At 45.4% G+C, this 13,575-nt stretch carries 12 protein-coding genes; 6 read left to right on the forward strand and 6 right to left on the reverse strand.

The features are described 5' to 3' along the window. Positions 1-260: 260 nt before the first annotated feature. The 3 genes from SVI_RS11585 to SVI_RS11595 form a co-directional block, all read right to left on the reverse strand. A complete protein-coding gene (locus SVI_RS11585; RefSeq protein ID WP_013051712.1) occupies positions 261-962 on the reverse strand; it encodes a hypothetical protein in 702 nt (233 codons plus the stop codon). Between the two features lie 48 nt (positions 963-1,010). Next, positions 1,011-1,706, reverse strand: a complete 696-nt coding sequence (locus tag SVI_RS11590; protein ID WP_013051713.1) for a HupE/UreJ family protein — start codon at positions 1,704-1,706, stop codon at positions 1,011-1,013. 132 nt (positions 1,707-1,838) lie between these two features. After that, on the reverse strand, positions 1,839-2,387 hold the full coding sequence (locus SVI_RS11595; protein WP_231847716.1) for a hypothetical protein: 549 nt from the start codon (positions 2,385-2,387) through the stop codon (positions 1,839-1,841). Between the two features lie 404 nt (positions 2,388-2,791). On the opposite strand from SVI_RS11595, the gene SVI_RS11600 reads away from it, so the two are divergent. The 3 genes from SVI_RS11600 to SVI_RS11610 all read left to right on the forward strand — a co-directional run bounded on the left by SVI_RS11600 (position 2,792) and on the right by SVI_RS11610 (position 7,371). Next, positions 2,792-3,670 (forward strand): SRPBCC family protein, encoded by an 879-nt coding sequence (locus SVI_RS11600; RefSeq protein ID WP_013051715.1) that lies wholly within the window; start codon positions 2,792-2,794, stop codon positions 3,668-3,670. 26 nt (positions 3,671-3,696) lie between these two features. Next, the gene (locus SVI_RS11605) at positions 3,697-6,198 is read left to right on the forward strand and encodes a lipoxygenase family protein (protein ID WP_049791090.1); all 2,502 of its coding nucleotides are present in this window, start codon (positions 3,697-3,699) and stop codon (positions 6,196-6,198) included. A gap of 153 nt (positions 6,199-6,351) precedes the next feature. Then, positions 6,352-7,371: a patatin-like phospholipase family protein gene (locus SVI_RS11610; RefSeq protein WP_013051717.1), complete on the forward strand. Its 1,020-nt coding sequence runs from the start codon at positions 6,352-6,354 to the stop codon at positions 7,369-7,371. 97 nt (positions 7,372-7,468) lie between these two features. Here the strand turns inward: SVI_RS11610 and SVI_RS11615 are convergent, their stop codons facing one another. Further along, positions 7,469-8,521, reverse strand: coding sequence for an alkene reductase (locus SVI_RS11615; RefSeq protein WP_013051718.1), 1,053 nt, complete (start codon positions 8,519-8,521; stop codon positions 7,469-7,471). A 179-nt stretch (positions 8,522-8,700) separates the two neighbouring features. On the opposite strand from SVI_RS11615, the gene SVI_RS11620 reads away from it, so the two are divergent. Continuing rightward, entirely contained in the window at positions 8,701-9,282 is a 582-nt protein-coding gene (locus SVI_RS11620) for a TetR/AcrR family transcriptional regulator (RefSeq protein ID WP_013051719.1), read from the forward strand. A gap of 285 nt (positions 9,283-9,567) precedes the next feature. On the opposite strand, the gene SVI_RS11625 is transcribed toward SVI_RS11620, so the two are convergent. Together SVI_RS11625 and SVI_RS11630 are read right to left on the reverse strand one after the other, a co-directional pair. Then, complete coding sequence (locus SVI_RS11625) at positions 9,568-10,011, reverse strand: universal stress protein (protein ID WP_013051720.1); 444 nt, start codon at positions 10,009-10,011, stop codon at positions 9,568-9,570. 176 nt (positions 10,012-10,187) lie between these two features. Continuing rightward, positions 10,188-10,619 carry a universal stress protein gene (locus SVI_RS11630; RefSeq protein ID WP_013051721.1) on the reverse strand — a complete coding sequence of 144 codons (432 nt, stop codon included), beginning with the start codon at positions 10,617-10,619 and terminating at the stop codon, positions 10,188-10,190. A 707-nt stretch (positions 10,620-11,326) separates the two neighbouring features. Between SVI_RS11630 and SVI_RS11635 the strand changes: the two genes are divergently transcribed. Further along, a complete protein-coding gene (locus tag SVI_RS11635) occupies positions 11,327-12,763 on the forward strand; it encodes a coniferyl aldehyde dehydrogenase (protein WP_013051722.1) in 1,437 nt (478 codons plus the stop codon). A 113-nt stretch (positions 12,764-12,876) separates the two neighbouring features. Beyond that, entirely contained in the window at positions 12,877-13,452 is a 576-nt protein-coding gene (locus tag SVI_RS11640) for a TetR/AcrR family transcriptional regulator (RefSeq protein ID WP_041419900.1), read from the forward strand. The last annotated feature ends 123 nt before the right edge of the window (positions 13,453-13,575 follow it).

A 13,575-nucleotide genomic window follows, 5' to 3' on the forward strand; every position in this document is an offset into this window, starting at 1 on the left:
GCACTCCCCTCTAAAAGCCAATACCAAATGACTCCAAGCATATAGATTATCGACACATAAAAAATTAACTAAAGCATCATTGTCAGTGCTTTACACTGGATAGATAAATTTTTGCAATTAACAGTTAGATTGCAGCTAATTTGATAGGAAATACTAGAGTCAGGCCGATTAACTGGTATAGCAGTAAAAGTAAAAGAGGCGCACCTTAGGTGCGCCTCTTATCATGATGGAAAAGTCGGAATAACTTGACCAAGCAATCCTTATCCCTTGATGGTGTAATCCCCAGTTGTCGATAAAGTCACTATGATTGGAGAGTCTGTATTATTTTTCCAATACCAACCATGAGCACCAGCGAATGGCGTGGTCAAGGAGCCTTTCATCTTATCCGCTGTCGTAATAGAGAAACTCTCGAAATAACCTGTGGTATCCCCCTTAGGCTCACCATGGAAATCAAAATAAAGCGCCTTACCACCTGTGCTCCATTCATACTCTAAGTGAACAAACTCATCCATCAATAACTTATATTCCAGCCCCTTACCCGCGGGGATATTGATCTTAACCGTATCGCTTCTCACCCCGGAAGTTTGCCGAGATTTTGCTATGCGGGCCACACTCGGGGCATTAGCTATCTCCTTGCTAGTAACTGGCCTAGCTTGTCCAAAAACGAAAACACTGTCACCACTCTTGACTGAGCTGGCGCTGTTATCTGGCGCTTGAAGCTCAACCGCGGGGACTTCATTTGATAAAGCCGCCTGAGATATTTCTGTCAAGCCTAACGCCTTACCTATGCCGGTTGGATCGATATTATACTCGGCCGGCAAGATAGCTGTGACCAAGACAAGAGCGGCAATCGCAGATGCGGCAACACAGGCTTTGACTAAGGTGGCTGTGGAATGCACAGGAATGCTACTAAACTGTATTTCATTGTGATTTGTTGAACTTGGCTTGTCATTGGTTTGCATGATTTATCCTTAAGCTGTAACTGTTTCTTATGTTCAATTTTGTGTTCATTAGCTAACAAAGAAGCCCGTTAACTGAAAGCCGACTAACATCAGGCCCCCACTCATCAACAAGGTATTAGCCCCAGTAGAAAACTGCAGATAACTTCTGTGTCGCCGCCAGAAACTCATCAAAATAAGTACCACTCCCAGTGCCAGGAACTGACCGATTTCAACCCCGACATTGAAGGCCAAAATATTAGCAACCAGGCCTTCCTTAGGCAGATTAAACTCTTGAATTTTTGTTGCTAAACCAAAGCCATGAAATAGACCGAAAATCATCACAGCAGCCTTAGTATTGGGCTGAAAACCAAACATCCGCTTGAAACCGCCTAAGTTATCGAAACCTTTATAGACGATAGAGAAACCAATAATGGCATCGATAAGATAGGCATTAACCCGAATGTCACTGAGCACACCAAACAACAAGGTGATGCTGTGGCCTAAGGTAAACAGGCTGACATAGAGCAAGACATCTTTACTTCTAAACAGGAAGAAAATCACCCCAACAAGAAACAAGAGATGATCGTAACCGGTAACCATATGTTTGGCACCGATATAGATAAAGGGCAGAATAGAGACCCCTTCATTTTGAGTTAAAAACTGTCTGGTATCTTCATCAATCCCATGGGCGAACAGCGAAAACGACGCTAACCCCCCCAAGAGAATAATCAATAACTTTATGGTGTTAGCCAAAACATGCCTCATTACACATACTCCAAAAAATGATATTTAAATCCGTTAGCTCGACACTCGAAATAGCATAAATGCCAAAACAAACTGGGATTTTTTTTACGGGTAAAAACTAGCGAATTGGTACGCTAGAAATATGCAGAAATACTAGGCGTGAGGCGGAGGGATAGGTGGTGCGTAACGACAATTAAGATATGAGATATCATCATCCAGAAGGATTTCAGACTGAAAAAAACTGGCAATAAATATTGAGTCACAAGGCGGATGAGACTGAGTATATGAATGGTTACTATGCTCGTGTTCCCCTTCGCCGCTTGCTGATGACATGCTAGCTATGGTGAGTTCAACACTAGCCATGTCATTAGCTAAGGGGGCAGGCTGCCCTGCATTAAACACTAAGGGCCCATGGTGATGAGAATGCGGGGGATTTAAAGCGTAAGGCGCGGAAGTAGAATTTGAATTTGAATTTGAATTTGAAGTTGAAGTTGAAGTTATTAAAACATAATTACCAGGACGATTAGCACTGTCACCATGACTATGATGATGGCTAACATTTTTCCCCATAGGATGTTTTCCACTGGGATATTGCACAGAAAAAGCTGAGCCCATGGGAAAAAACTGGCACAGTAAAACCACCAGCAAAATAGCCAATGTTAACTTCGAATGCCCCTTAATCGGTGGCATTTTAGCGTTCATAGCAAGCTTTATATCAAGCTTTATATCAAGCAGAATCGACTCCAATAGGCTTATTCACATCACACTTCCAAACAGCCTTAGCATTAAATCAGCTCCCCACTCAAACATCCAGTAAAGGCTCGAATCACGCGGTTTTATTCTCTCAGCATTACCTCGTAGTCGACAATAAGCCCGCCGTCAACTGTTCCGAGTGGACAGTTATTTAAAATCGCATCTTCCCCTAAATTAGTCTAACCGTTCAAATTAACCTTTAGAAATAACTATATAAACAGTCGTTTAATAAGAGTTATTCCGAAGAGCATCAGCCGTTAATTACCAGCATAAGCTACTTATCATTAAACGTTAACCCCTTACGCTGGCTATGTTATTCGGTAAAAAACACGTGTGTTAACTAAGGATAAATTATGAGTAATGTAGATCTTGAATATGGTCGCTTGATAAGCCAAAGCCATGAACTGGACATTCCCTTAACAGTGGCAGAGTTTTGGTCTGGATTTGACGATTATCTCACCCTGCAGAAAGCCTTAGGCGGACATGAGGATACCAAGCTACTGACTGGAGGCGGACGTCCAAATAACGGCGTCAATGCCGAGGTGGCCTTTTCCTTTGCTGGCGGCGAGACCCGTGAGGTGCTTTGGCAGAAAGATGATACTAACCATGTCTGGGTAATGGGACTCCCTCAGTCCAATGTGCTGTTCTCATATTATCGCGCCACAGTCGCTGTTTGGCAGGCAGAAAAAACGGCAAAAGCAAAACTGACCATTGATGGTGTACTCGTCAGTAAAGACGAAAAAGAACGTCAGCTGACTTTAGATACTTTAGCTAAATTCCTGCCGACCCGTATCAATGAAATCAATGATCTGGTGTTGCAACGAGACGGCCTACGCATGTCTTTAAAGCTAAAGCTCAATTACTCCATTGAAGATTTCTGGAAAATTGTCAGCAACTGGAACGATATTTCCTGGGTAATGGGAGCAACTTCAATGGAGGATCTCGGTGATGACATTCGCCGCGTTCACTTTGGTGACATAGCCCTGGAAGAGAAACTTGATTCGGTGACGGAAGAGACTCACACCTTAGTCTATTCAATCCTCAAATCAGCCATGCCGGTCAGCATGTACAAGGGCACCCTAAGGCTTAAATCCAGAGGCAATGACAAGCTAGTGCTTCACTACGACTCGGTCTTCTTACCACGAGAAGGACAAGATAGAGAAGCAGTAAAAAAAGGCTTAGAGCAAGGATTTGCACAAAGATTAGAGTGGATGAAAAACAAATTTAACTAATAAGAATCATGGAAGAGGAACGCACAATGACCGATATAACTAAGCAAGCTACGGTTCAAGTAAAAGGAATCGTAAACGCCCCCATCGAAGATGTCTGGAAACTTTATCGCCCCTTCGGTGAAATGACCCAGTGGTGGCATATTTATAAGACCATGGAACTGGCCCCTCCAGCCGAAGACAAGGTGGGTGCGATTCGCACCTTTAGCTTTAAAGATAGAAATATGACCATCAGTGAGCAACTGATATCTCGTGATGATACGACTCACACCCTAGAATATAAAATGATAAAAATGGAGCCGTCGATACCTGGCCTAGACGGTATCACGACTCGAGTACAGATGCGGTCCATCTCGGCGGTCCAAACTGAGATAACTTGGTGTAATTGGGTCATGGCCCCATCAGTCGTCTGCAGCATGATTAAAGCGCCTCAAGCTCAAGGCTACCGCGATGGCATCACAGCCTTAAATCGGTTTTTCAATCCCTCTTTGGGCAAGGTCATCGTCACCTTAGCTAGCATTAAAGATCTTCCCCATAGTTTCCCGCCGGTAAACCCCTATGTGATCGTTGAGCTCGATGGGGAGAACCATCAAACGGCTAAACCCAATTTCCCCTATAGCTCGACGTTCAATGATACCTTCGAATTTGAGTTACTGAGCAGAAAAGGCAGTTTAGGCTTTGGCGTTATGGACTCATGTTTAGGCAGCGATTCCCTGATCGGCACAGTCTCCCTGGATTTACATGATTTTGAGAATGATAAACCTAAGACGCTAGAGTTGGCACTCGACCAAGGTGCCTCTATCTCTGTGACCATAGAGATGGAACTCAATAACGATATCGATGCTTTACCCCTAACGGATAAGCAGCAGCAGTTTGTCAGCCTTAAAGAGATGTCAGACACCATCAATGGCGTCAAAGATAAGCTACAAAAAATCGTGTTAAACCTGCTGGTCGAAGAGAAGCCACGTTGGGAATATGATTCTTATCCGGTACATCCCATGCCAAAAATGGTCAAGGGTCTGCCTAGAAGCCAAGCTCTCTCTCCTCATAAACTGAGTCGTATGGGTGAACGAGTACTCGAATTTTCATTCTCTGAATTAGAGCTAAAGCAACGTTTGGCCGAATACCCAGCGGGCTCACTCAAAGCTTATGGGGCGTTTTTTGGCGGCTATCTTCCCGTGCCTGAACTGCTAGAGTCTTGGCAGGACGACAGTGAGTTTTGTCGTCAACTGATTCAAGGGCTAAACCCCTTAATGATCGAAGCGGTTAACAGTATTGAACAGGTGCCTGAAGCGATGCGAGAGCTGGAAGCTCAGGGCAAGGGCATGTCGGAACTCATTGCCGATAAGCGACTCTTCTTAGTCGATTACAAAGAGCTTGCACCGTTCAAGTGTGAAGATGGTAAATTCTTCTACGCTCCTTATCTCTTAGTTTATAAGCAACAGCTTGCAAATAATGACACTCGCCTGAATGTCGTCGCCATTCAGTTGGAACGCAACGAAGGTATCAACCCCATCTATACACCGGATTCGAACCAACCAAACCGGTTTATGTTTGCCAAAATTCATGTGCAATGTGCCGATAACCAGATCCATCAATTCCTCTATCATCTAGGTCTAGCCCACTTGGCGATAGAATCTATGGCGATAGCGACCCATAACAGCTTACCCAAGGAACATATCATCTCTAAGCTGTTAACCCCTCACTTCCAAGACACCATAGGCATCAACTTCCTGGCACGACAGACTCTGGTTGCAGAGCAAGGCGCAATCACTCAAAGCACTTTTGCTCTGGGTACGGCTCAAGGCGTGCAAATGGTATCCAACGGTTGGAAAACCTATGACTTCTTCAAGTCCAGTTTTCCAGAGCAATTAAAGGCACGAGGCTTCGATGAAGAGATGAGCGATGGCTTACAAGGCTATTATTACCGTGAAGACGGATATCTCATCTGGAACGCCATAGGTAACTACACCTCAAACACAGTTAAATCTGCCTATAGTGATGATGCCGCTGTGCTAGCCGACCCTGCAGTGCAAGCCTGGGCAAAAGAATTGGCCGACCCAGATATGGGAGCCATGCCAGGCTTCCCTGCTGAGATAAATAGTCTGGAGCTACTGAGTCATACACTACAGACGATCATCTGGATGGGCAGTGCATTCCACTCTGCAATCAACTTCCCTCAATTCCCTTATACAGCTGTGGCTCTTAACCGGCCTGCAACACTGGCAAAAAAGATGCCAGAAGGTGAACAGGACATTAGTGCCAAGTATATTGCGGCGGCGTTACCCAACCAGAAAAATGCAGCCTTCCAGTGCCTGCTATCCTGGATGCTGGCAATGCCCTCGGAAACCTCTCTTGCTAACCTAGATCCTCTAGAAAATGATCATCCAGAGATAAGCCAAGCATTTGCCGCCGAGATGAAACAGATAAGCGAAAAAATCCATGCCCGCAACAAGCAATTATCTGCTGCGGGTAAACCTGACTATAGCTATCTATTACCGGAAAACATTGCTGCCAGTATCAATATTTAATGATTGAAACATAAACACACTAGCCAATATTCAGCGGCTTAATGGACCAGAGGTTACCTCCATCAAGCCGCTGTTATTGCGCTAGTTTTATAAGTTTAAGTGTTCAGTATTTTATGAATTACTCGCAGTATATACATGTAAAGGAACAGATAAATGTCAAAACTTATTTTGTCTCTCGATGGTGGTGGAATTAGAGGTGTAGCCATCACTCAGTTTCTCAGTATGGTCGAGAAAAAATTACAGCAAGAGCATAATAAATCGATTCGCGATTGTGTCGATCTATACGCAGGAACCAGTACCGGCAGTATCATAGCCTTAGCCTTGGCGACAACGGACATGACTTTGGCTCAAATCGATGAGCTGTATAATTATGAAAATGGCAACAGGATTTTTACTGAACATAAAGGCTTTTTCGATATAGACGGTATCAATGCCCCGAAATATGAAGCCAGTGGAAAAACTGATCTGCTAAGAGAAAATTTTAATCAGGCTAAAATTGGTGACGTACCTGAAGGTAAACATGTCTTAGCCGTCTCCTACGACATTGAAAAACGTAAGCCAGTTATTATCAAGTCCAACAAGTCTGACTATCTGGAACTCCTGTCGTCAGAGGCCGCTGATGCGACCAGCGCAGCACCAACATTCTTCCCCACTAAGGGCCTGGAATCTGCCGATACCAGTGAAGAGTCTTGGTTGATAGATGGTGGTGTGATAGCCAACAACCCCACCATGTGTGCCATTGCCGAAGCCAGAAAAATATGGCCCCATTACTCACTCAGTGATATGCGGGTGTTATCCATAGGCACTGGATTTTTGACCAGAAAGATCAACGGTTCAAAATCCAGAAAATGGGGGGCCTTACAGTGGATGACGGAAGGCAAACTCATGGAAGTCTTGAGCGACGAACGTATCGTTTCTTACCAGAGCTTAACCATCATGGATAGCGGCAACTATATTCGTGTTAATGCCAAACTCAAACCCCAACCTGGGCTACCTACGCCTCCCGATGATGCCATGGATGATCTGACCAAAAGCAACATCAATAGACTCAGAGAATTAGGTAAATTCTGGTTTAGTGAATACGGTGAATCTGTGGTGCAACTGCTATTGAACACCTACCAAGGCCCTTCACTCGATCGCATCGACCCAGAAACGGGCCATCCCATCGCCTAAGTGACAAATAAGAGCCATAAAAAAGCCAGTCAAAATATCGACTGGCTTTTTCAAAGTAACAGGCTGTTTAGTCAAAATACACGATTAACACTAACGCTTAGATTAAACTCGTTAGCATCTCATCTGAATATTCCACCAATGCTTTGCCATCACGCACCAGCGCCACGTAATCTGGATTAGCGATAAAAGGTCTGCCTATGGCTAATAGGTCGAACTTATCTGCTGCTATGGCACTGCTGCCAGTCTCTGCGGTATAGCTACCTACGCCCACCAACGTCTTGTTATAGATGCTACGTACATAGCTAGACGCTCGACCACCTAAATAGTCAAACTCCATGGCATCATCGAAGATACCTATATGCAGGAAAGCCAGCTCACGCTTCTCCAGCTCAGGTAATAGATAATCGAACACATCACGATCTCGCTTATCACCTGCCATATTGAAATAAGCACCGGGAGACACACGTAGAGCCGTTCTGTCATTGCCGATACGCGCAGTAATGGCATCGACTACCTCAAGCGCGAAACGGGACATATTTTCGGCTGTCTCGCCATACTCATCGCTGCGACGATTACTGTCGTGATGCAGGAATTGGTCGATAAGATAACCATTAGCGCCATGTATTTCGACACCATCGAAACCGGCATCAATAGCATTAGCTGCCGCCTGAGCATAATCCTCTACCAGCAGAGCAATCTCTTCAACCGATACAGCTTTAGGCACCTGATAGGTCAAGTCACGCATTCTTGGGACACTGCCTTCGACACCGACAGCAGAAGGCGCCATCACATCACTGCTGCCGCTAGCCTGGTAAAAATGTGGATGAGCCACGCGGCCGGTATGCCACAGCTGAGCGAAGATCTTACCGCCACCTTGATGCACAGCATCTGTGACCACTCGCCAACCTTGGAGCTGCGCCTGGGTAAACAGGCCTGGAGTATTAGGATAACCCTGACCATCGGGGCGAATAATAGCCGCCTCAGAGATGATAAGACCCGACTCGGCGCGGCGGGCATAATAATCGGCCATGGCCTGAGTCGGCACTAATTCATCATCGGCCATACAGCGTGTCAGTGGTGCCATGAGGATACGATTTTTAAGAGACAATGTGCCGTTAAGAGCATAAGTTTGAAAAAGGTTATCAGTCATAGCGACCTCTGATTCTTGAATGAGCATTCAAGATATTCTTATTTGAACGATCATTCAAGTGTATTTTGAACAAGCATTCAAAAAAGAGTACAATTCTATTTAATCACAGTTAGTCGAATCCTGCTTGGCTGCTGTATTGATTTTTTACCCTGATAGTAGACGGAGCTTACAAGCTAGCCATGCGAAATGCCGAATTTGATAGAGAGAAAGTACTGAGATCAGCCATGACCGCCTTCATGGATAAAGGCTATGGTAAAACCAGTATGCAAGACTTAAAAAAAGCCACCGGACTACATCCAGGCTCTATCTATTGTGCATTCGAAAATAAACGAGGCCTACTGTTAGCGGCGTTAGAGCAATATAAACTGGACAGAAATACTGAATTTGATGGCTTCTTCGCTGGCGAGGCTAAGGTAATGAGCAAGCTTAAAGCCTATCTGGATCATATCGTTCAAGAATGCCAAAGTTGTGATGCTGCCCGAGCCTGCCTACTCACCAAAGCCCTCAACGAACTGGCCGAGCAAGATACAGAGGTGCAAGAAGTCATCACAGGTAACTTAGCTAACTGGCAACTGGCACTGACTCAAGTTTTTGAACTGGCTCAAACCAAAGGTGAACTCACCACAGAGCGCAGTGCAGCACATCTGGCGCGTTACTTCATGCTGGGCATATATGGCCTGAGAACTTTTGCTCATACTCATCCTAAAGGCGACACCATACAAGAACTGGCCGACCAGCTTTACCAGGACCTGTGCCGCTAAGCTTAAAACTCGAGACTTTCTCAGCTCTATCTCGAAACTCGTGACTCACAACTTTCTTAGCCACATCTTAAGACTAAAGCTGGATTCCGGCCACCAGCACGCCAGAATGACGTGTACTAGTAGCATTCCAGCCCTTATGGCTTGCTTAGCCTTGCCTTGAGCATTCTCGCCTTTCGGCCTTTCTTAAAACTTAAAGCTTACAACTCGCAACTTTCTCAGCCTTGTCCTGAACTCGTGACTTTCTCAGCTCTATCCTTATCTCGAAACTCGCCACTGCCTTAGCTTTTATTTCACCACTAACACAGGGCACTTGGCTTGATTGGCAACGGCCTCGGCGACATTAGGGCTTAACATGTGTGAGATACCTGTATGACCATGACTGGCTATAACTATCATGCCCACTTCACGATCGTCGGCTTCCTCCAATATTTGAGCTAATACGCCTCCGCTACGAATATTAGTGTGCACAAACAAACCACTGGGCATCTGCTCACGAACTTCAGACACTATCACCTTCATCCGATCATTGGCGTAAGCTTCTTGGTCTTGCAGTAGCTCGGCTGGACTGTCGACCACTATGCCGTAATCCGGTTCTCCGTATGCCATGCTAATCACATTGAGCAGCCTGATATCAACCGCATAAAGGTTTGCCATCTCGACGGCATAACCTAGGGCATGAGATGCCGCTTCCGAAAAGTCGGTAGGGCAAAGTATATGACGTGTACGCATAGCTATCTCCTGTAGAATCAGCTTCTATTGAATCAGTTCCTATTGAATCGGCTTCTCAATAGTCAGCTCTCGATAAGCTTTTCTAGTTCCTAGAAACTAGGAACTTGGAACTTGGACCGAATCCTCAAATCTCTAGGCTCTAACCTCAAACTTCAAATCTCTAGGCTCAAAAAAGCTTACTTAACGACTAGGACCGGACACTTAGCCTCATTTGCCACAGCCTCCGCCACATTCGCATGGAGAAAATGGCTAAAACCTGTATGACCATGACAGGCTAAGACAATCATCCCAGCATTTATCATTTTAGCCGATGCCAAAATCTCCTCGGCCGGTGAACCATGGCGAATAACGCCTTCTACCGACAAGCCAGACGCTAAGGTTCCAATCAGCTTACGCATTTTTTCTGCAGCCTCCCCCTCCATCCGACTAGCGAGTTCCTCTGGGGTCACAGCTAATACACGCGTATATTTGTCGCCAAATGGCTTATCGACCACATGCAGTATGCGAATGCCTACGTTATAAAAATTGGCCATCTCGAAGGCGTAACTCATTGCATGGGAGGCAGTCTCAGAAAAATCTGTGGGGCAGAGTATTTGACGAGTTCGCATGACGTTCTCCTAGTAGATAAGCTTCTAGTTTATAAAGCTTAGATTCTGAAAGCTTATCTGAAAATAAGTGGCATAGTCCTAGTTAACCTCCTACAGGTCGCTGATGACATATACGTCACGAGCAGCGCCATACTTGGCCCAATAGGGCTACGCCAAACCTTGCTTAATCACGCATTCAAGATCGCGTTCGATGTCCCTATCGGTAACTTAACTTTTTACTCTAACCTTCTAGCTCTAACCTCGAATCATTGAACATCTAGAGCTGTTGCCAAACATATGTATTGATCCCATAGAGATGCAACCAAAAGCCTTAATATCAATAGCATAGACAAGCATTATTTCTTGTCAGACACATATCTATTGGAGATAGTATTGGCTAAGTTCTCATGTATTAAGCATAGTCCCAAAATGCCTGTTCATCCTACCCCTTCCCATACTGGCATTTCCTATAGAAATCACTCTATTGAAAGCAGCAGTAAGCTTTGCCTATCACTCTTCTTAATTCATAACGCATCAAAGATAATCCAAACGAGCCATAAAATAATGCCATCAAGTTTTGTATTAATTTTAAACAGAGCTAGATCTTAATTCCCTGGTGAATTATGATGAACCACACAGACCGACCAATCAGTCGGTTTAATGAATGAGTTTAGTATTGAATAAACTATAATCGACTAGACAGGATACAAATCGGGAGCTACGAGCAGATGAATATGCCTATTGAGACAGAGAATAAATCAGCAATGCAATCACAACTCGATGACTTGCTCAGACTACAAAGAACCAGCTATCGCTCAGAGCCAGCTCCGATATATGCACTGAGAGTCAAGCAGCTCAAAGAGCTCAAGCAAGCCTTGCTGACATTTCAACAGCCTCTGGCCGATGCCCTCAATCGAGATTATGGCACCCGCTCCGTCGACGACACGCTAATCTCAGATATCATGCCCTGTATCAACAACATCAACTACAGCCTCAAGAACCTGAAGAAATGGATGAAGCCTAGTTCTCGTCATGCGGGTCTTCTACTGGCTCCGGCTAAGATAAAAGTACATTATCAGCCCGTGGGCGTGGTCGGCATCATAGTGCCATGGAACTTCCCTGTCATGCTCTCGATTGGCCCCTTGATCACCGCTTTGAGCGCAGGTAATCGCGCCATGCTTAAGCTGTCAGAATTCACCCCCGAAACCAACAAGGTCTTGGCCCAGATGCTGTCGAGCATCTTCGACGAATCATTAGTTGCCGTAGTAGAAGGTGAAGCCGATGTCGCCGCCGCATTCTCGGGACTGGCATTCGATCATTTACTGTTTACCGGCTCCACCACAGTTGGCAAACATGTGATGCGCGCCGCAGCCGCAAACTTAACCCCAGTGACCTTAGAACTGGGTGGCAAATCTCCGGTAATTATCGCCCCCGATATGCCCATAGATACTGCCGTAGAACGCATGATCTATGGTAAATGTTTAAACTCGGGACAGATCTGTGTCGCACCAGATTATGTCTTAGTGCCTAAAGAGAAGCAGGCCGAATTTATCGCCGCTTATCAGAAAAAGTTCAACGCCATGTATGGCAAGGTGAGTGACAACAAGGATTATGGCGCCATCATCAATCAGCGTCAGTTTGACCGCCTAACCTCAGTGCTCGAAGATGCCAAAAGCAAAGGCGCAACTGTGGTCTCAGCCAATGATGAGGCTATCGATACTGCTAAGCGTAAAATACCCACGCAGCTGATCACCAATGTCAGTGATGAGATGATCTTGATGCAAGATGAGATTTTTGGCCCCATACTGCCAATCCTAGGATATGAGACCCTCAATGATTCGATAAAGTATATCAATGAACGTCCTCGTCCATTGGCGCTTTATATCATGAGCTTCGATACTCAGACTCAAGAAAAAATACTCAACAACACCCACTCTGGCGGTGTCTGTATCAACGAAACCGTGTTTCACGTCGCCGCCGACGATGCACCATTTGGCGGCATAGGCCCCTCGGGCATGGGCCACTATCATGGTAAGGAAGGCTTCATGACCTTGAGTCATGCCAAGACGGTATTGAGCCGCGGCAAGCTCAACACAGGTAAGCTTGTTCACCCACCTTACGGCACCGGCATTCAAGCCATGCTATATAAGTTTTTCCTGCGTTAAGCGCCCTAAAACCGCTTTAGCTGCCAGTGTCGTCAACTTAGCATGAGTCGAGTTTAGTTGAGTTGAGAGCTGCATGCTAAAGCGAAAAATCTAAGCCAATAAAGTAGAGATTGATGAGTAAATCAGATAAGAAGCAAGCCATACTAGATACCGCGCTGACCCTGTTTGTCAGCCAAGGTTTCTATGCCACCTCAACCGCATCCATAGCCAAGCAAGCTGGAGTGGCCACAGGTACCCTGTTTCATCATTTCCCCTCCAAAGATGAGCTGATGAATCATCTATTTCTTAATATCAAACAGGAGTTTGCCGATGCGATTTTAGCATCGGTACAAGACAGTGGTGATTTAAAACAGGATGCTAAACACCTCTGGACCAGCGCCATACAATGGGCCATGGATAACCCGCTGAAACAGGAGTTTTTCCAGCAGTACTCCATGTCACCTACCATAGCCTCAAAAATCAGAGAGCAAGCCATGAACTCGATACTCGGCTTCATGGGAGCCCTGATGCAAAAAGGCCAGACCCTAGGCTTGCTGGCAAATTACCCCCTGACCCTGATGCAAGATAACAGCCACGGCCAGTTCTTAGCCGCCACCCGCTTCTTCCTGGATAATCCCGAAAAATGGCAAGACCCACAACACCAAGAAGCCAGCTTCCTATTGTTTTGGAATGCAATGGTGAAGGGCTGAGAAGTTACGAGTAGCGAGCTCAAGATAGAGCTGAGACAGTTTTAAGCGGTAAGTGATAAGTTACGAGCTAAAGGTAGAGCAAAGAAAGTTGCGAGTTGCGAGTTAAAGACAGAGGTAATTTAT

Source organism: Shewanella violacea DSS12, assembly GCF_000091325.1.
In the GTDB taxonomy this organism is placed as follows: Bacteria; Pseudomonadota; Gammaproteobacteria; order Enterobacterales; family Shewanellaceae; genus Shewanella; species Shewanella violacea.

What these genes read in the sequence shown, in the direction of transcription:
- SVI_RS11625 (WP_013051720.1), bottom strand. Translation starts at nt 10,011, where the DNA reads ATGCGTACACGTCATATACTTTGCCCTACCGACTTTTCGGAAGCGGCA.
- SVI_RS11630 (WP_013051721.1), bottom strand. Translation starts at nt 10,619, where the DNA reads ATGCGAACTCGTCAAATACTCTGCCCCACAGATTTTTCTGAGACTGCC.
- SVI_RS11585 (WP_013051712.1), bottom strand. Translation starts at nt 962, where the DNA reads ATGCAAACCAATGACAAGCCAAGTTCAACAAATCACAATGAAATACAG.
- SVI_RS11590 (WP_013051713.1), bottom strand. Translation starts at nt 1,706, where the DNA reads ATGAGGCATGTTTTGGCTAACACCATAAAGTTATTGATTATTCTCTTG.
- SVI_RS11615 (WP_013051718.1), bottom strand. Translation starts at nt 8,521, where the DNA reads ATGACTGATAACCTTTTTCAAACTTATGCTCTTAACGGCACATTGTCT.
- SVI_RS11600 (WP_013051715.1), top strand. Translation starts at nt 2,792, where the DNA reads ATGAGTAATGTAGATCTTGAATATGGTCGCTTGATAAGCCAAAGCCAT.
- SVI_RS11605 (WP_049791090.1), top strand. Translation starts at nt 3,697, where the DNA reads ATGACCGATATAACTAAGCAAGCTACGGTTCAAGTAAAAGGAATCGTA.
- SVI_RS11620 (WP_013051719.1), top strand. Translation starts at nt 8,701, where the DNA reads ATGCGAAATGCCGAATTTGATAGAGAGAAAGTACTGAGATCAGCCATG.
- SVI_RS11610 (WP_013051717.1), top strand. Translation starts at nt 6,352, where the DNA reads ATGTCAAAACTTATTTTGTCTCTCGATGGTGGTGGAATTAGAGGTGTA.
- SVI_RS11640 (WP_041419900.1), top strand. Translation starts at nt 12,877, where the DNA reads ATGAGTAAATCAGATAAGAAGCAAGCCATACTAGATACCGCGCTGACC.
- SVI_RS11635 (WP_013051722.1), top strand. Translation starts at nt 11,327, where the DNA reads ATGAATATGCCTATTGAGACAGAGAATAAATCAGCAATGCAATCACAA.
- SVI_RS11595 (WP_231847716.1), bottom strand. Translation starts at nt 2,387, where the DNA reads ATGAACGCTAAAATGCCACCGATTAAGGGGCATTCGAAGTTAACATTG.